The organism is Candidatus Thermoplasmatota archaeon (assembly GCA_030018475.1).
In the GTDB taxonomy this organism is placed as follows: Archaea; Thermoplasmatota; JASEFT01; order JASEFT01; family JASEFT01; genus JASEFT01.
Genome location: JASEFT010000026.1, coordinates 1 through 17,735 on the forward strand (window position 1 = coordinate 1; position 17,735 = coordinate 17,735).

The 17,735-nt window shown below is 37.7% G+C and carries 20 protein-coding genes; 13 read left to right on the forward strand and 7 right to left on the reverse strand.

Annotation, left to right across the window (positions count from 1 at the left end; genetic code table 11):
• Positions 1-95 precede the first annotated feature (95 nt).
• From QMD21_04605 to QMD21_04635, 7 genes are all read left to right on the forward strand, one after another.
• Complete coding sequence (locus QMD21_04605) at positions 96-1,280, forward strand: hypothetical protein (protein MDI6856045.1); 1,185 nt, start codon at positions 96-98, stop codon at positions 1,278-1,280.
• Positions 1,281-1,305: 25 nt separating this feature from the next.
• A complete protein-coding gene (locus tag QMD21_04610; GenBank protein ID MDI6856046.1) occupies positions 1,306-2,091 on the forward strand; it encodes a hypothetical protein in 786 nt (261 codons plus the stop codon).
• A 50-nt stretch (positions 2,092-2,141) separates the two neighbouring features.
• On the forward strand, positions 2,142-3,707 hold the full coding sequence (locus QMD21_04615; protein MDI6856047.1) for a type II/IV secretion system ATPase subunit: 1,566 nt from the start codon (positions 2,142-2,144) through the stop codon (positions 3,705-3,707).
• Positions 3,691-5,229, forward strand: coding sequence for a type II/IV secretion system ATPase subunit (locus tag QMD21_04620; GenBank protein ID MDI6856048.1), 1,539 nt, complete (start codon positions 3,691-3,693; stop codon positions 5,227-5,229). Before QMD21_04615 ends, QMD21_04620 begins: the two co-directional genes overlap by 17 nt.
• On the forward strand, positions 5,216-6,166 hold the full coding sequence (locus QMD21_04625) for a type II secretion system F family protein (protein MDI6856049.1): 951 nt from the start codon (positions 5,216-5,218) through the stop codon (positions 6,164-6,166). Before QMD21_04620 ends, QMD21_04625 begins: the two co-directional genes overlap by 14 nt.
• 3 nt (positions 6,167-6,169) lie before the next feature.
• A complete protein-coding gene (locus QMD21_04630) occupies positions 6,170-7,042 on the forward strand; it encodes a type II secretion system F family protein (protein ID MDI6856050.1) in 873 nt (290 codons plus the stop codon).
• 94 nt (positions 7,043-7,136) lie between these two features.
• Complete coding sequence (locus QMD21_04635; GenBank protein MDI6856051.1) at positions 7,137-7,301, forward strand: hypothetical protein; 165 nt, start codon at positions 7,137-7,139, stop codon at positions 7,299-7,301.
• Here the strand turns inward: QMD21_04635 and QMD21_04640 are convergent.
• The gene (locus tag QMD21_04640; GenBank protein MDI6856052.1) at positions 7,291-8,028 is read right to left on the reverse strand and encodes a peptidylprolyl isomerase; all 738 of its coding nucleotides are present in this window, start codon (positions 8,026-8,028) and stop codon (positions 7,291-7,293) included. The two genes, QMD21_04635 and QMD21_04640, sit on opposite strands and share 11 nt — an antisense overlap.
• Before the next feature lie 65 nt (positions 8,029-8,093).
• Here QMD21_04640 and QMD21_04645 point away from each other — a divergent pair, with 65 nt between their 5' ends.
• The 3 genes from QMD21_04645 to QMD21_04655 are packed head-to-tail and all read left to right on the forward strand — an operon-like array spanning position 8,094 to position 11,871.
• Positions 8,094-9,401, forward strand: coding sequence for a tryptophan--tRNA ligase (locus QMD21_04645; GenBank protein ID MDI6856053.1), 1,308 nt, complete (start codon positions 8,094-8,096; stop codon positions 9,399-9,401).
• Between the two features lie 5 nt (positions 9,402-9,406).
• Positions 9,407-10,861 (forward strand): phenylalanine--tRNA ligase subunit alpha, encoded by a 1,455-nt coding sequence (locus tag QMD21_04650; GenBank protein ID MDI6856054.1) that lies wholly within the window; start codon positions 9,407-9,409, stop codon positions 10,859-10,861.
• A 44-nt stretch (positions 10,862-10,905) separates the two neighbouring features.
• On the forward strand, positions 10,906-11,871 hold the full coding sequence (locus QMD21_04655; GenBank protein ID MDI6856055.1) for an HD domain-containing protein: 966 nt from the start codon (positions 10,906-10,908) through the stop codon (positions 11,869-11,871).
• An 86-nt stretch (positions 11,872-11,957) separates the two neighbouring features.
• Here the strand turns inward: QMD21_04655 and QMD21_04660 are convergent, their stop codons facing one another.
• Genes QMD21_04660 through pyrB form a run of 3 tightly spaced genes read right to left on the reverse strand, consistent with a single transcriptional unit; the run spans position 11,958 to position 13,495 of the window.
• Positions 11,958-12,092 (reverse strand): B-box zinc finger protein, encoded by a 135-nt coding sequence (locus QMD21_04660; protein ID MDI6856056.1) that lies wholly within the window; start codon positions 12,090-12,092, stop codon positions 11,958-11,960.
• Between the two features lie 10 nt (positions 12,093-12,102).
• A complete protein-coding gene (gene pyrI / locus QMD21_04665) occupies positions 12,103-12,561 on the reverse strand; it encodes an aspartate carbamoyltransferase regulatory subunit (GenBank protein MDI6856057.1) in 459 nt (152 codons plus the stop codon).
• A gap of 10 nt (positions 12,562-12,571) precedes the next feature.
• On the reverse strand, positions 12,572-13,495 hold the full coding sequence (gene pyrB / locus QMD21_04670) for an aspartate carbamoyltransferase (protein ID MDI6856058.1): 924 nt from the start codon (positions 13,493-13,495) through the stop codon (positions 12,572-12,574).
• Between the two features lie 264 nt (positions 13,496-13,759).
• Between pyrB and QMD21_04675 the strand changes: the two genes are divergently transcribed.
• The 3 genes from QMD21_04675 to QMD21_04685 are packed head-to-tail and all read left to right on the forward strand — an operon-like array spanning position 13,760 to position 14,843.
• Positions 13,760-14,107, forward strand: coding sequence for a PqqD family protein (locus tag QMD21_04675; GenBank protein MDI6856059.1), 348 nt, complete (start codon positions 13,760-13,762; stop codon positions 14,105-14,107).
• Positions 14,104-14,418 (forward strand): DNA-3-methyladenine glycosylase, encoded by a 315-nt coding sequence (locus QMD21_04680; GenBank protein ID MDI6856060.1) that lies wholly within the window; start codon positions 14,104-14,106, stop codon positions 14,416-14,418. The genes QMD21_04675 and QMD21_04680 overlap by 4 nt, the downstream gene beginning before the upstream one ends.
• Positions 14,343-14,843 (forward strand): recombinase family protein, encoded by a 501-nt coding sequence (locus QMD21_04685; protein ID MDI6856061.1) that lies wholly within the window; start codon positions 14,343-14,345, stop codon positions 14,841-14,843. Before QMD21_04680 ends, QMD21_04685 begins: the two co-directional genes overlap by 76 nt.
• A gap of 61 nt (positions 14,844-14,904) precedes the next feature.
• Here the strand turns inward: QMD21_04685 and QMD21_04690 are convergent, their stop codons facing one another.
• The 3 genes from QMD21_04690 to QMD21_04700 all read right to left on the reverse strand — a co-directional run bounded on the left by QMD21_04690 (position 14,905) and on the right by QMD21_04700 (position 17,717).
• Entirely contained in the window at positions 14,905-16,098 is a 1,194-nt protein-coding gene (locus QMD21_04690; protein MDI6856062.1) for an ABC transporter permease, read from the reverse strand.
• A 59-nt stretch (positions 16,099-16,157) separates the two neighbouring features.
• Positions 16,158-17,075, reverse strand: a complete 918-nt coding sequence (locus QMD21_04695) for an ABC transporter ATP-binding protein (GenBank protein MDI6856063.1) — start codon at positions 17,073-17,075, stop codon at positions 16,158-16,160.
• A 210-nt stretch (positions 17,076-17,285) separates the two neighbouring features.
• Entirely contained in the window at positions 17,286-17,717 is a 432-nt protein-coding gene (locus QMD21_04700; protein MDI6856064.1) for a hypothetical protein, read from the reverse strand.
• Positions 17,718-17,735 lie beyond the last annotated feature (18 nt).

Genomic DNA, 17,735 nt, shown 5'->3' on the forward strand with positions numbered 1-17,735 from the left:
TCAGGGAAAGAAAGAAAAGGGAAAGAGAAAAAAAATCCCATGTTTTTCTTTTCCCCTGAAGGGCTTTTCTTTTTTCTTTGCCAAAGAAAAAAATTATGAGAATAATTCGTGACAGTGCCGCACAGGCAAGTGCAGTTGCGCTAATGCTTGCATGCGTTGCTCTAGTAATAATTCTAGCAATGATTTCAAGTGCTTATGTGCCTGTCTGGATGAAAGAGAAAGAGAGCGAGCATATGCGCAAAGTTGAAGAAAGTTTCGGAAATTTAAAATCTTTAATTGATACTCAAGTATCTAAAAACAACACCACAGAATGCTCTTTATCGTTAACGCTTGGTTGCGAAGGCGTTTTTTTGTTCACACCAGGCAATTTGGGGACTGTAAGTATAGCGCCTTTTGAAGGCAAGCTGAATATTGTCAATTCTACAAGCGCTTTAAACTTTACAGCCACAGGCAATATAAAATTCAATTGTCAGAATCGCTATTACGTGAAACAGGATTTTATTTACGAGTTTGGAAGCGTTGTTATTTCGCAGCTTGAAGGAAAGACTATCATTCAGAACCCTATTTTCAGCGTGAAGAATGAAAGTAGCTGTATAAAAATGAATTTTACTTTAATTTCTATTTACGGAGCTAACTCCACTGCTACTGGCTACGGCGAGCAAGCTATTAGGACAAAACTAAAAGCGCAAGTCAAAGAGAGCTATTCATGGGACTATGAAAATGTTACTATCAATATCACCACTAACTATCCACATGCTTGGTATAAGTATTTTGCTGGGATTTTGGAAAATTCAGGCATTCAAGAAGCGCCTGGAGGAGTGAATTTAACTATACCAAACTTCCAGAGAATCAGAGAACGCCTAGTACAGCTTCAAAACGAGATAAATGCTAATATAAGTAAAAATATTGTAGCAAGTGGAGCTTCTGAGATAGTAGAGTCTATCGACGAGATAATAGATAAAGTTGACGAAGCTATAGAAGCTGTACAGGAAAACGATACAGAAGACGTGGTTGAGTCTACTCAAGAAGCTATTCAGGAGACTCATGAGACTATAGACGAAGTCTACGAAGCTTTGGAAGAAAATGAGACAAATCCGAATTACGCAAATTATTTAGTTGAAGAGCTTAAAAAAATAATAGCGATGCTCCAAGGTGAATCTGAGCCCTTCTTAGGAGCTGGCTATAGAATTTTCTTGTATAAAAACGGAGTCGGTGTCGAAATTTACGGAATGAATAAATTAAATATTAGCTATGCTGTAATAGAAGTGAAAATCCTATAACGAAAAAGGCAAATTGAAAAATAAAATGAAAATACGTAATAAAAACGGTCAAGCAGCGGCAGTAGGCGCTATGATTACATTTATGGTAGTCTTACTTGTTTTTTCAATTGTAATGCTCTACTACGTGCCTGTCCTGCTAAAAGACAAAGAAATTCAGCATATGCGGGAGGTAGAAAGAGGCTTTATGGAATTGAGCAGCGCTGTAACCAGTCTTATACTTAACGATGATAAAACTACAACACCTAAAATAGCTATACAGCTAGGCGTTGAAGGGATTCCTCTACTTGCTCAAGGCAACATGGGAACTTTAGCTGTAGAGCCTTGGGGAGCTTCAATGAACGTTTATAACGATGCAAAAAAAATCGATTACAGCAGTTTCGGAACTGTGAAATTTACTTCTCAGAACCGCTATTATACAAGGCAGAATTATATTTACGAGTTAGGAGCACTCTTTGCACAGCAGTCTGATAATATTAGCATGAAAGCGCCACCCGAGATAAATTTAAATGATGGAAAACTAACTATTACATTAATTTCAATTGAAGGTACAAATCAAACTATTAGCGGCTGGGGTAGCGAGGCACTTTTACTAAAGCTACAATACTGCGCTAGTATAACTCATACATTAAGTAACGAAAATATTACAATTAATATTACGAGTGCCAACGCAAAAGCATGGCAGAAATGCTTCGAACGTTACTCAAATATCAGTGCTACACTCGGCAATGGCTGTTTAGCAGTTACTTTTATAGGAATTAAGAAGCTCGAGGTTAAATTTGCAGCGATAAAGCTCAGTGTAATACCTGCTTAGTTAAAAAGGCAAACTATTAATAACAGTATTTAATATAGAATTTTCAGGGTATGGCGAAAAAACTAGTAGTTAAAAAAAAGCTTGTAGAGGAAGCGCATGCACCAGCTGAAGAATTGGCTGGAGATATTGACGTTATAGAAACTTATCCAATTAGGGAGCCTTTCTCTAGTATAAGAATAACATATAATCGCAAAACTCACGAATATTTGTATGAGGTTACTGAAGAGAAACTTAACGAAAAAGAGCAAGAAATTATGCAGTTTGTTAAAGGAATACTTTCAAGAACTTTAGAATACGAGTTAGAGCAAACTTTAGAAGCAAGAAGGAAAAGAATGGAAGAGCAGATTAAAGAGCTCATTAGCGTTAGAGGTATTAAAATAGCAAAAAGCAGTCTAGACAAAATATCTTATTACGTAACTCGCGATTTTGCAGGCTACGGGAAAGTAGACCCTATAATGAACGATACTATGATTGAAGATATTTCTTGTGACGGCGTTAATATACCTATCTTCCTATATCATAGAGTTTACGAATCTATAAAAACAAACGTGAAATTTGAAACTGATGAAGAGCTTGATTCCTTCATTATTTCGCTAGTACAGAAATGCGGCAAGCAAATTTCAGTTGCAGAGCCTTTGTTAGACGGTACTTTACCAGATGGGTCTAGACTGCAATCCGCACTTGCCAGGGAAGTGACAACAAGAGGAGGCTCCTTTACAATAAGGAGATTTAGAGAGAACCCTTTAACCCCGCCAGACTTGATTAGATTTAATACAACTTCTGCAGAAATGATGGCTTATCTGTGGCTTGGCGTAGAGAACGGCGATTCTATGCTGATGTGCGGCGGTACAGCCTGCGGTAAAACGTCTACAATGAATGCAGTTATGCTGTTCATACCATCGCATATGAAAATCGTTTCAATTGAAGACACTCGCGAAATTAACATTCCTCATGAGAACTGGATTGCAGGACTTACAAGAACTGGATTTGGTGGCAAGCTAGGCGAAAGCACTCTCGGCGAAATAGATATGTTCGAATTAATGAAGGCAGCTTTAAGGCAAAGGCCACAATATCTTATTGTCGGTGAAATTAGAGGTGCTGAGGCTTTTACACTATTCCAAGCAATGGCTACAGGTCATACAACTTATTCTACGATGCACGCGGATTCTGTGCGCTCTATTGTTCATAGACTTGAAAACCCGCCTATTAATCTACCTCGTATATTGCTTGCCGCCCTTAATATAGTAGTACTCCAATCTCAAGTAATGCTTGGCGATAGAATGGTAAGAAGAATTAATAAGATAGTAGAGGTTGTAGGCATCGATCCTGACACAAACGATATTATAGCAAATACTGTTTATGAATGGGACCCTGCAGAAGATAATTTCAAGTTCTTAGGGCATAGTGTAATGTTAGAAAAAATAGCGAGTAAAAAGAGCTTGACTGTAGAGCAGGTAAAAGAAGAGCTTAGAAAAAGAAACGATGTTATGGAATGGCTCACTAAGAAGAACATAAGGCATTACAAGGAAGTAGCTAATGCAATAAGCTCTTATTATAAAGACCCAACATCGTTAATAAAAAAGGTGAGAGAAGAGCTTTATGGGGGCACAAGCTAAAATTACAGTTTTACCAGAACTTAAAGATGAAAATTTAGTTGTTATAGAAGAAAGAGCTGTCACAGAGCATTACACTTACACAAGACTGCTATATAATAAATTACTGCACGAATATTTATATGAGGTTATAGAGCCTCAACTAGAAGATAAAGAGCTTGAGCTTTTGAACTTTGTAAAGAGAAAATTTATTGAGGAAGTCTCAGAAGGTTTGTATGACAAGTCTGAAGAAGAAAGAGTAGAGCTTTTGAAAAAGGAGATAGACAGAATAGTTGAAGAGTCTGAGTTAAAAGTTAAGAAACTCTGTATGGAGAAAATTTATTATTACTGCATTAGAGATTTTATAGGGTATGGTAAAATAGACGTTCTTATGACAGATGCTATGATAGAAGATATTTCCTGCGACGGCGCTAACGTACCACTTTATATCTATCACCGCGGCTACGGCTCTATGAAAACTAATCTTGTATTTGAAGATGATAAAGAGCTTGACAGGTTTGTTGTCGCGCTTGCGCAGAAATGTGGCAAGCATATCTCTATAGCCTCGCCTATGCTAGATGCAACTATACCAGACGGCTCAAGATTACAAGCTACACTCGCACGTGAAGTTACAACAAGAGGCTCGACTTTTACTATAAGAAGATTTAGAGCTAATCCACTAACGCCTGCAGATTTAGTCAAATTCGGTACGATGTCTGCAGAAATGATTGCTTATTGCTGGCTCGCAGTACAATACGGCGAAAGCATGCTAATCAGTGGCGGTACAGCCAGTGGCAAGACTACCACACTAAATGCAATTTTATTGTTCATACCGCCCCAAGCGAAAATCGTTTCAATTGAAGACACTCGCGAAATTAACATTCCTCATGAGAACTGGGTTGCAGGACTTACAAGAGGTGGTTTTAGAGGTAAGTATGCTGGCACTGTAGGCGAAATAGATATGTTCGAGTTGATGAAAGCTGCTTTAAGGCAAAGACCTCAATACATTATTGTAGGAGAAGTTAGAGGCAAAGAAGCTTATATTATATTCCAGGCAATGGCTACAGGCAAAGCCACCTATTCCACAATACATGCAGATTCTGTACAAGCCATTGTCCATAGGTTAGAGAATCCGCCTATATCGCTACCTAGAATTTTAGTGTCAGCTCTTAATATTGTGCTGCTTCAAGCGCAAGTTAAAATAGGCGATAAGCTATGTAGAAAAGTTACTAGAATAGCAGAAATTGTAGGTATAGACCCAGATACTAAAGAGCTTATTACAAACACTATTTTCGAATGGGAGCCTGGGAAAGATAATTTTAAGTATCTAGGCTATTCTAAACTATTAGATAAAATTGCGTATCTTAGAGATATTAGTTCAGAAGAAGTAAGAGAAGAGCTCGCACGCAGAGCCGAAATAATCAGATGGACTGTAGAAAAAAATATCTCTAACTATAGAGAAATTGCATCCATTGTAAACGCCTATTACAAAGATCCTGACGCAGTAATAAAAAAGGTAAGAGAAGAGCTTTATGGAAAGCGCTAAGAAAGCCAAGCTTATAAAGGTAAAAGTTACAAAAGAGCATAAAATAGGGCCTACAAAATATCAGCTGCTATGCTACCGTACGCTTGGCAAATATGCTAAGAAGCTTGCTAAGCCTGAACTTGAGAAACAGCTTATTCAAGCCCATTTCAAAATATTACCTGAGGAATACACAGCATATGCGTTAATGAGCTCTATACTTTCTGCACTTGCAGGTGTAGCTCTGAGCTTAATAATAGTTGTACTGGCTTCCAGCCTTAAAATAGCTCTACTAACGACAGTACTTATTCCACTATCCATTATGCTGCCTTTTATTATTTTTGCAGGTACTTATACACTTCTTATGAGCGCTCCTAAATCGAAGGCAAAATCAAGAGCTAAAGATATGAATCGCAAACTACCTTATGCAATGAATTTTATTTCTGCAATGGCTAGCGCCGATGTTAATATCGATGTGATTTTCAGAGAGCTTGCTAAAGAAAAAATCTATGGCGAAATTGCAAAAGAATCTGCATGGATAACTCGTGATGTTGACCTTTTGGGTAAGGATATAGTCACTGCCTTAAGAAGTGCAAACGAGAGATCGCCTTCAATAATGTTCCAGGACTTCTTGCAAGGGTTGATAACCACAGTAACTTCAGGAGGTAGATTGAAACCTTATTTCGTACTCAAAGCAGACCAATATATGAAGCAGCATAGGATGGAGCAGAAAAAATTCCAGCACACTTTAGGAATTTTAGCAGAAAGTTTCGTTACCGTTGTTGTAGCTGCACCTCTCTTTTTAATTGTAATGATGTCTATGATGGCTCTAACTGGTGGAGGTGCAGGGGCAGGTAAAACAACCACAATGTTCCTCTATATAATAGTGTATTTCATGATACCAATTTCGCAATTCCTGTTTATATTTATAATCAAGACAATGACGCCGGAAGTTGGTTAAAAAATGGCGAAAAAGAGCAAGTTAAAAATAAGCGAAAAACACGTGAAATTTACTATATCAGGAAGCTCAATTAGCTCAGCAATTGTGTTAATAATATTAGCAATACTCAAATACCAAAATAGAATAGAATTTGGATCGATGCTCGAGTTTATTATTTCTGCAATTCTACTAATAGCAGGTCCTTATCCTTTCTATTTGCATATAAAAAGAAAAAGAATAGATAAAATTGAAGATAGGCTTTCTGACTTTTTACGCGATTTAGCAGAATCGGGTAGGTTTGGTATGACTTTAGCAGATAGTATAAGAAAAGCTTCTAGAGGCGATTATGGAAAGTTAACTCCTGAAATCAAAAAAATGGCTGCCCATATAGATTGGGGCGTGCCTGCCGAAGAAGCTTTAGAGCTTTTTGCTAAACGCGTGAACACTCCTTTAGTTAATAGAGCAATGGCTATAGTAATGAAAGCAAGCAGAGCCGGAGGCGATATTTCAGATGTGCTCGGTGTAGCGGCTGCTAATATAAAAGATATTCAACTGCTGCAACAGGAGCGAAAAGTAGAAATGGGCAGCTATGTTGCAGTTATCTATACTGCATTTTTCGTATTCCTCGCTGTAGTAATAATTTTAAATGCTGTTTTTCTACCTGCAATGGCTCAACATAGTGTTGCAGCTGGAGCAGAGGGCGCTGTTGCAGCGAAACCTGAGCTGGATTTGGAAGAATTGAAGATGATATATTTAGGAGGAGCGATAACGCAAGGGATAGGTGACGGAATACTTATAGGTATAATCGATACAGGGAGAGTTGCAAGTGGCTTAAGGCATAGTTTTATAATGGTACTGCTCGGATTTATTGTAATGAGAATGTTCGTGCTAGTGTAAAAGGTGCAAGCAAACATTTAAATACAAATTACACTATTCACCCACTTTAGAGATACAGAAAAACTCAGTAAAAATAGGGGTAGAAAGTGAAAAAATGGAGGAGTCTCTTTGCAGTATTGAGATACTTAAAAGAGGCAGTGCATTTGTAGCAAAAGTACAGTCTCAATTAGGCGGTCAGCGAGAGTTTAAAGGCAATGGCTTCGAGGACGTGCTAGAGCAGCTGGTTATAGAGCTGCAAGAAGAATTTGCTAGCGTTTAGCATTTTCCTGCTCTGCAACTACGCTTGAAGGCTTATCCACATCTTGCTTAGCTTCTTTTTTAATATATTCTTCAATAAAACTTATTTTGGTTAATCCCACAAACTCTCTCAGAGCAGATATAATTTTATATTTTGTAACAAGCCAGTGTGTATCGTACTTACAAACATCCGGGAGTTTAATAGTTGCATCTTTGCTCTCAGATATAGAAATATCGAAATCTTTTGCATTACCATAATAAGCTTCAATAAGAGCTTGCGCTTTTTCTAGCTCAGTTTCCGCTTTCTTAATAATTTTATATCTGTATTTTATTGTCTTACCTGCGTATTTATGATTGAAATCAACTCTAACTCTTCCTGCAGTTACCGCTGTAACCAACCCCACTTTGCCTTTGATAGAGACTTCCATCCCTACTTTAGGCTCAAGCTTCTGGCGCTTAAACTCGTGAATTGAAAATATTTCTACAAGTCTTGCTTCTCTTTCACCGTAAGCTTGTGCAGGTAACAGCTCTAGCTCGTAATCTTTTCCTAACTCTGCATTAGCTAGTACTTCGTCAATTCCTTTAACAACCTCGCCGGCACCAACAACAACAGGTATTGCTCCGTAGCGCTTCTTTTCATGCCATATATTCTCAGCCTTTGCAAGCTCTTCGTTGGTAGTCTCGACTAATCTATTATTTTCTTTTAGCCACATATCGTATTCCAAATAGACAATATCGCCTTTCCGCATAGCGCAATAGAAATAGTACTAGAGATATAAAGAATTATTTATCTGCATGCGCATTTCAGTTATTAATGCTACGCATAGATCCTTGGTCATCAACTCAGTATAAGGATTATATTAGGCTCAGAGAAGAATTTGGTATTCAGGAATTTAATTTCGAGCTCACTAAAGCGCCTAAATTATTTAGAAGGAAAGTTATTTTAGGGCATCGTGGATTTGAAAGTGTCTACAAAGCTATAAAAAAAAATAAGAAATTTATTGTACTTACAGGATTAATGCCTAGCGGTAAAATGCATCTAGGCCATAAAATGACAATTGATCAGGTAATTTACTATCAGAGTTTAGGTGCGGATGTCTTTATTGCAATTGCAGATATAGAGGCTTATGCTACTAGAGGAGTTAAATTTGAGCAGGCACGTGAGATTGCTATTACAGAGTATTTATTAAATTACATTGCGCTAGGGCTCAAACCGTGTCAAGTCTATTTCCAAACTAAGCGCAAAGAGGTTCTCGAGCTTGCTTATCAGCTAGCGCTAAAAACCAATCTTTCTGAGATGAAAAGTATATACGGTTTTGATGATTCAACTAATATGTGCCACATATTTGCCCCGTTAGTGCAAGCTGGCGATATTCTGCATGTACAGCTCCACAAATATTGCTCGCCTCATCCCACAATAGTGCCTGTAGGAGTAGATCAAGACCCTCATATAAGGTTTACACGCGACCTTGTAGATGCTCATAGGCTATTCGGCGTTATTCAGACGAAAGACAAAAAGATAGGCTTGTTCTTGAAGACAGAAGAAGGGGTTCAAGAGCTTTTGAAGGCATGCGAAGAGCAATTATATAAGCTAGGATATAAGGAGCTGAAAAAAATACCAGAGTACAAAGCAATTTATATTCAAGATGCTAAAGAGGAAGAGCTTTTAGAGCTTAATGAGGCTTTGCTCAATATAGAGCTAGAGTTTAAAGGGTATGGCTTCTATTCACCTGCAGCCACATACCATAGATTGATTACAGGACTCACAGGCGATAAAATGTCTTCTTCAAAACCAGAAAGCGCTATATTTTTAAATGATACTGTTGAGGAGGCTTGCGCAAAAGTAAAGAATGCAAAGACTGGCGGAGCAGTCTCGCTTAAAGAGCAGTATATGCATGGAGGCAAACCTGAAGATTGCACGGTATTTGAGCTTTTACTATATCATTTAATAGAAGATGACAAAGAGCTTGAAGAAATTTATAAGAGCTGTAAAGAAGGCAAACTTGGCTGCGGTAAATGTAAAGAATATGCAATGCAACTTACTAAAGAATTTCTTTTAGAGCTACAGGATAAGCGTGCGCAGAGCAAAAATAAGATAAAAGAATATTTAGTAGATAATTGAAAAATATGGTAGAGCTAAGCACGAATGAAAGGAAAGTGCTGACAGCGCTTAAGCATAGAAAACTTTCGATTGAGCAATTGCAAGCATTAGCGCAACTTGATAAAACAGAAGTTGTTATGAGCGCGCTGTCATGGCTTAAACTGAAAAATCTAGTATCGCTTGAAGAGGAGATAAAGGTATTTTATTCGCTTGACATAGAAGGTAAGGAGTATGCAGAAGATCACTTGCCCGAAAACAAAATTTTAAGTTTATTAAAAGAAGGCAATGCTGAACTAAAAGTTATATTTGAGAGTTTAGGAAAAGATAAAGCTAGAATAGGTATTGGGTACTTGAAAGAGCTAGGCGCTCAAGTGATCGGAAACAAGCTTAGAATCGAGCCTAATATCTTTAACTTGGTGAAAGAAACAATCTCAGAGCGTGAAAAATTTATTAAAGAACTCAGCGGTAAGGAAAAAGAGGAGAAGGAGCTAGAGCCTAAAATTCTGGAGCATTTCAAAGCTCGTAAGAATATACTAAAGAAGAGAATTAAAGTATTGAGAGAAGCCCAGCTTACAGTGCATGGCAAGAAGCTTGTAGATAAAATATCGGTAGAAGAAGTTATTACTCAGCTTACGCCACAGCTTATTCGCACTGGCGAGTGGCAAAAGAGAATTTTAGCTAAATATGATATTAACACATTCGTTGCGAGCGCGGGCTACGCCAAACTACATCCTCTGACAAAAATTATAACTCAGATAAAAAAGATATTTTTTGGGATGGGATTTAAAGAAATAGAGTTCAACTATCTACAGCCTTGCTTCTGGAATATGGACGCTCTCTTCATACCCCAAGACCATCCTGCAAGAGATGTCCAGGATTCTTTCTATATTGATAGGATTGCAAAAATAGATTCTAAACTAGCTGCTAAAATAAAAGTTGTACATGAAAAAGCTTGGCAATATAAATGGGATTTAAAAGAAGCTGAGAAAATAGTTTTGCGCACTCATACAACTACAAATACAATAAAATATTTGGCAGAGCATTCTAAGGAAGAGCAGCTCAAAGTTTTCTCTATAGGCAGGAATTTTAGGAGAGAAGCTATCGATGCAACTCATTTACCAGAATTCACTCAAATTGAAGGTATTTGCATGGAAAAAGGTACAAATTTAGCAATGCTCCTAGGAATTCTAAAAGAATTTTACTCTAAATTAGGATTTGAGAATATTAGTTTTAGACCTTCCTATTTCCCTTTTACAGAGCCTAGTTTAGAAGTAATAATTGAGTTTGAAGGTGAATTACTGGAAATGGGAGGCGCAGGCATTTTTAGAAATGAGGTAACGAAAACGTTAGGGGTAAAATATCCTGTGCTTGCCTGGGGTTTAGGATTAGAGAGATTAGCAATGCTAAAGCTCGGATTAAAAGATATACGCATGTTCTATCTCAGCGATTTGGAGTGGCTGAGAAATGCTAGAATAAAATAAAGATTTTTAAATTATAAAATCGATTATAATATCGGTGATTGAAAGTGGATAAACTACAATTTATAAAAGATTTAAAGCAGGGCGATAAAGTGAGCTCTTTATTTGCAGTTAAATTCAAGAAGCCTATTCGAGAGTATGTTAATGGCTATATGTTTGAAATGCGCGTGGCTGATAAAACCGGCGAACTTACAGCTAAATATTGGGGTGATAGAAATATTGCTGAGCTACAAACGTTATACGAGAGTTTCCAGAAGGGCGATGTTATCCATGTTACTGGTATGGTTAATGAGTACTTGGGCAATTTAGAGATAGGTATAAGTAAAGCTGAAGGGAATAAAATTGTAAAGCAGAGAACTTTTGAGTTAAAAGATTTTGTAGAATCTGTAGCTAAAAATTTAGATGAAATGTTAATAGAGCTGGGCTATTTAATCAAATCATTAAAAGACAGTAATCTAAAGTTATTGCTTGAAAGTGTATTTAAAGATGAAAAATTCGTTTCCAAATTCAAAATTATGCCAGCAAGCATGATGTATCATCAGAACAAGCTTGGCGGATTATTGGAGCATACTTTAAACGTTGCAAAGCTCTGCGAGGCTATCTCAAGTATTCATCCCGCGCTAGACAGGGATTTACTTATTGCCGGAGCTTTACTTCATGACGTTGGCAAGGTCTTCGAACTTGAGGTAACTACAGTAATTGACGTGACAGAAGAAGGTATGCTTAGGGGGCATACAGTACTGGGAGAAGAATTTGTATTAGACAAAATTAAAAAAATGCCAAATTTCCCAGATCTATTAAAATTGAAAATTGCGCATCTTGTTTTAGCGCATCATGGCGAGCTAGAGTTTGGCGCTGTAAAAAAGCCTCAATTACCTGAAGCTGTAGCTCTGCACTATGCAGACTACTGCGATGCAAAAGTAGATATTTATTTGAGAGAGAAAGGAGAAGCGAGAACAGAAGATTTATGGATTTGGAGCAAGCTGATCAAAGGGCATGTGTATCTTAAATAAATTAATCATCCAACAAAGCAACAAATAAATGGGAGCTGAGAGATATGAAAGCGCACGTGGGTAAGCTCTTTTTAAGCTTCCAACATTCAAATAATCTTCTTCCTGCACTGTACACAAACGCCAGTGCTGAGATCAAAGCACAATTCACAAATTGCTTTGGAGCACATTGAGCAAGTATATCTTGCAGGCCTTCCGCAAATAGCGCAAATGCCAAATAACATTTTTTATACCTCAGATCACAATGTTTTCTATTATATCTGTAAGTTCGCGCTCGCAATAATAGCATCTTAGCTTTAATGGCTTTCTAGAAATTACTGAAAATTTACTCTCTACAGGCTCTCTCAAGTTAGAAATACAGCTTGGATTAGAGCATCTCACTATTCCTATTATTATCTCCGAGAGCTTTACTTTGTATTTGTCTTTTACTTTGTAATTTCTAATAATGTTTATAGTGGCGTTAGGAGCTATTAATGCAATTTTATCTACTTCTTTAGGCTTTAGTTCCCTAGCTTCTATTTTTACAATGTCTTTTTTACCATATTTTTTGCTGGGCACGTTCATAAGCAAGCTTACAGTAGCAGTGGGACTTTTGGACAGCCCTAAAATACTCAAAACTTTAAGCGCAGTACCTGACGCAATATGATCTATTACAGTACCTTCTTTTATAGGCTGAACCTTTAACTCTTCCATTTATTTTACCTCAAAGCACTAGCGAAAGCACAGCCATTCTTACAGGAACGCCATAAGAAGCTTGCTTGAAATATACTGCGTGCTTGGTACAATCAACCTCAGGCGCAATTTCATCCACTCTAGGCAAAGGATGCATTATTATAAGATCCTCTTTTACCTTTTTTAGAGCTTCCAAATCTATTTTATAAGTACCCGCAACTTTGGCATATTCAGCTGGGTCTGGGAAACGTTCTTTCTGTATCCTAGTAACGTAAAGCACATCAGCTTGGGGAATAACTTCTTCTAAAGAGATTGTTTGATAAGCATCAATACCAAACTCATCTTTTAAGCCAGAAATAATTTCTGTTGGCATTTGAAGCTGTTGCGGAGCTACAAAAGTTAGGTTTACTCTGAAAACTGCAAGTGCGTAAGCTAGTGAGTGCACAGTTCTACCATATTTCAAATCGCCCAATAGTATTACATTTTTATTTTCTATTTTACCAAACTCTTCTTTAATAGTGAAAAGATCTAGTAAAGTTTGAGTTGGATGCTGGCCCGCGCCATCGCCTGCGTTTATTATAGGCTTTGAGGAGAACTCACTCGCTAGTCTTGCAGAGCCTTCGTTAGGATGCCTCAAAACAATTATATCAGAGTAAGCTTCAGCTACTTTTATTGTATCAGCTAAGGTTTCACCTTTGGCTATAGATGCGCTTGTCGGCTCTGTAAATCCTATTACTGAGCCCCCAAGCCTTTTCATAGCGCACTCGAATGATAGCCTTGTCCTAGTGCTGGGCTCGAAAAACAAAGTAGCTAAAATTTTGCCTTCCAGAGAATCATCTTTTCGCTCGCCACTTGCTATGGGGAGCATGCGCTTAGCTACTCTTAAAATTTCTTTAATATCTGATTTTGAAAAATCTTTTATTGAGATTACATCTTTGCCTTTAAGAGAGCTCATTAAAAAACAAAATACTTTTCTAATAATTAAATACTATCGATGCATGAAAATAAAAATATTAATAGTCAGTAGTAAATTTGTATTATTATGGTTCTCGTTTTTCTCTTGAGCTGTTTTATAGGCGCCTTAGTATTTGGAGCTCTTACCTGGACTTCTAAATATCTATGGCGTAGCAAGCTAAAAACTCAGCTCTTCGCATTCATCACAATAATATTTACAGTCTTATTTATGATATCAGCTTTGGAATCGCTATAATCTTGAGAAATGATAAATAAAGCTAGGAAAGCTGTTGATATTATGAACTCTATACCTATAAAGCAGGCTGTGAGTTGGAGTTTAGAAAATGGTAGAGTTGTAATAGTTGTAAAGAAGCATTTTACTAAGCTAGAAAAATTTCTGCAGAAATATCTTAAAGGGCCTGAGTATGTGAAAGTGCCCTTAGATACTCTAGGCTCTGCCATATGGCTTCTCTGCGACGGTGAGCATACAATCAAAGACATTTGCGATGAAATGAGTAAAAGCTATAAAGAGGCAATAGAGCCTGCTGTACCAAGAATAACTAAATTTCTAGCAATGCTCTTGCGTAGGAATTTTATAAGATTGGAAAAATGAAGATTTTACAAAAAGAATTTTACGATAGAGATGCTAAGGTTGTTGCTAAAGAAATTCTAGGTAAATTGCTGATTAGAAAGCTTAAAAATAATAAACTTATTGGAAAAATTGTAGAGACTGAGGGTTATTATGGCGCTAAAGATCCTGCTTCTAGAGCTAGAAAAAGTAAAATTCTAGACGAATTGTGGAAAACTGCAAGACCTTCAACTATATTTGTTTATATGGTACATGGCAATTGCCTACTCAATATAATGATGAGGCGAAGAGCGGCGCAGATATTAACTCAAGACCTGAATTTCAGAGGCTTATGAAAGATGCGGAGCATCATAAGTTTGATGCTGTTGTTGTAAGCAAGCTCGACAGGTTTGGCAGAAGTGTACGCGACCTTGTAGAATCTCTTGATAAGCTCAAAAATCTTAACATTGGGTTCATCAGTGCAAGAGATAATATTGACACAACGACTCCGAACGGCAGGCCGCTCTTTCATATACTTAGTGCGTTTGCAGAGTTCGGGCGAGAGATAATTAAAGAGCGCATGCAAGCAGGCAAGGAAAAGGCGAAGTGCGAATGCAAACTTGTTCACAGGCCGAAAAAAGAGCTGAACCTAGAACAGTTGAAAGAGCTCTACTGCAAAAACAAACTCACTATCAGGGGTTGTGCTAAATTTTTCGGTGTGCATCCAAGTACGATTTCTGCAAGGCTCAGGGAGACGGGCGTGGGGATAAGGAAACTGTAATATCACAACATCTTTCCTAGGCTCTCCGAATTTTTGGTGGGGGTAGTTCACGTGGCTAACTTTATAGATCCTTCCATTTAGTTACCTTTATTGCTAGGAGAACGAATATTATTGCAAGCGAGCCTAAAACCAAAAAAGCCACGCAAGCTTCTGCAGGATTTTGATAGATCATTATATTCCTTAATCCCTGATGGAAATAATATAGAGGTAAGAATTTAGCAACTGTTTGCAAGTAGCTTGGCATCATTTCCACAGGCCAAAACGCACCAGAGAGAAACATCATAGGAAATGCAATAGCGTTACCTGCCCCAGTTGCGGCTTCTACATCTTTTATCACACCTCCTAACACTATACCAATACAACAGAATGTAACTGCGCCTATAAAAATAAGCGAAAGCGCATAATGGTCTGGAAGCGCCCTAACGCCGAAAACGAGCCAACCCAATCCTACCATTACAATCATAAGTAGGAATGCTAGCAAAGTCTGCTGACCAACGTTAGCCAAAATCCAAGAACTTTTATTTAAAGGTGTTGCCACAATTCTTTTTATAGTGCCGTTTCTTCTATACTCAGATACAGTAGAAGTCACGCCAATAATTCCATTTGTCATTATAAAAGCAGCTATATAGCCTGGGAGATAATAATCTGCAGGCTTTAATCTTCTTTCAACTAATGGCTGAGTAGCTATATTCACAACTTCTTCTCCGCCTATAAGCTCGTTGTTAAATGCATTAACTACACTGTACACTATACCTTTTACAATAGGGGCTGCCTGATCAGCTTGGTCTGTTAAAAGTAAGAGCTCAGCGCTCTCAGCAGTTAGAGTTGCGTTTTTCCACTGGCTTAGCGCTTCTCTTCCTTGGGTGATATTTTCTCTCTCGCTCTCATTCATGTAACTACCGTATAGCTCTTCAATTTGGACTAACGTATCAATTATAACACCCATTCTTACTGATATACTTTTGTTTAAGGCGGTTTGTTCAAAACCTTCTGGGATTATTAATATACGATAGCTACTAAAGGACGGGTTCTCTTTTACGTATCTTGTAATGTTGATGTTAGTGTCTAGGCTCTCGAGATCAAAGGTACCCGTCGAATCTAAAGCCTTTATTAATGCATCAGATAAATTTGTAGGTTTCCCATCATCAAGATCAAAGTTCTGGATATGGAGAGTATATTTTACACTTTCAGTAGCGCCAAAAACAGTACCGAAAATAAGAAGAAGCATTACTGGGAATAGAAACGAAAAAAACATACCCATTTTGCTTCTTGTCCAGCTTTTTGTTAATGCGTAAAATACAGCGAAAAAGCCTCTCATACCAGCTCACCACGCTCATCAATTTTCGCACCAATTAGCCTAAAAAACACGTCATCCATTCCAGCTCTGAGCACTTCTATTTCCACATCTTCAAGTTGATAGAGTTGTGCAAGCGCTTTCTTTGCCTCGCGCTCTTTCTCAAATAGCCCAATAATATTATTATCGTCACGTGAAACCCTCTGGGTAAACTGTCTAAGTATTTCTTCAGGTTTCTTGCCACCACTTACAGCTACTTTAACACCACCCCCATATTTTGAAATAAGCGTGCTGATTTGATCGGTAGCAACAACTTTTCCTTTTAATATTACAGAGGCTCTATCACTTAACTTCTCAACTTCTTCCATATAATGGGTGGTGAGGAAAACAGTCTTTCCAAGCTTTTTAAGATTTTTTATTATTTCCCAACATTCTCTTCTTGCCTTAGGATCCAGACCTGTTGTGGGCTCATCTAGAAATAAAAGTTCAGGATCGCTAACTAGTGCCATACATACTCCCACCCTTCTTTTCATTCCTCCAGAAAGGGTTCCGAATTTCTTATTTCTTACCTCCCATAACCCTAACAGCTCAAGAAGCTCTTTGATATCGTGCTTAATACCATATATTGTTGCAACGAGCTCTACGTTCTCTTTTACTGTAAGCCTCTCAAATGTATTAAAGTTCTGGGGCATTACCCCTATTCTCTTTTTTATTTCTTTCTCTTCAGTTAGCACATCTAACCCTAAAACTTTTGCAGAGCCAGATGTAGGTTTTCTTAGGCATTCCAATATTTCAACGGTAGTGGTTTTGCCGGCAGCGTTGGGACCTACAAGAGAGAATATTTCACCTTTATACACATCAAAAGATATATTATCTACTGCAATCAGATCTTTATAACGCTTTACAAGCGAATTAACCTCTACAACTTTTTCAGGCATTTTTTTTTATAATAGCTTCTGTACTATTAAATTTAGTGTGGTTTCTTCTATCTGGGTGCTTCAAGCATCTTTCTACTAATGTAGTCAAATGCGACATGTTTTTTCACCGAACTAAATATGAAAAAACAAAAATGTAGCACCTGCTGCTGTAAAAATAAAATTAAAAAAAAGGCGATGGATCTCTGTCGCTCCTCAGAGGAAAAACTGAGTTTACGCGAATTCTACAACCACGCTTCTTCTGCTTCTGGGATATATCACCACGTCTTTCAGTTTTTTTATTCCCATGGAATCGAGCAGGTCTTTGGGCAAATATATTGCAGGTCTTTTTGCTATGAGTGTAACTTTACGCTTGAATTTTATCAAGGGGCGCTCAGACTTAATTATTAATTCTTCAACTAACCTTGTCGATTCTGGATCCAGCGCGAGCTCATTACACTTAGTACACCTTATTCCTTTCAGATGCGATATTACTGTGCGCTCGCCTGCTAGCATTGTATCAACACAAATGTTATCGTCATCAATGAATGTATTTTTCTGTCGGCAGCGCGGGCACCTGCCGTAAGGCACTTTAATTTTTTCGACTCCTTTTGCTAAATGTACCTTTGCCAGGGGGTCTATCTCGGGATATTTTTCTTCTTTCATTACTCATCACCTTTCTTT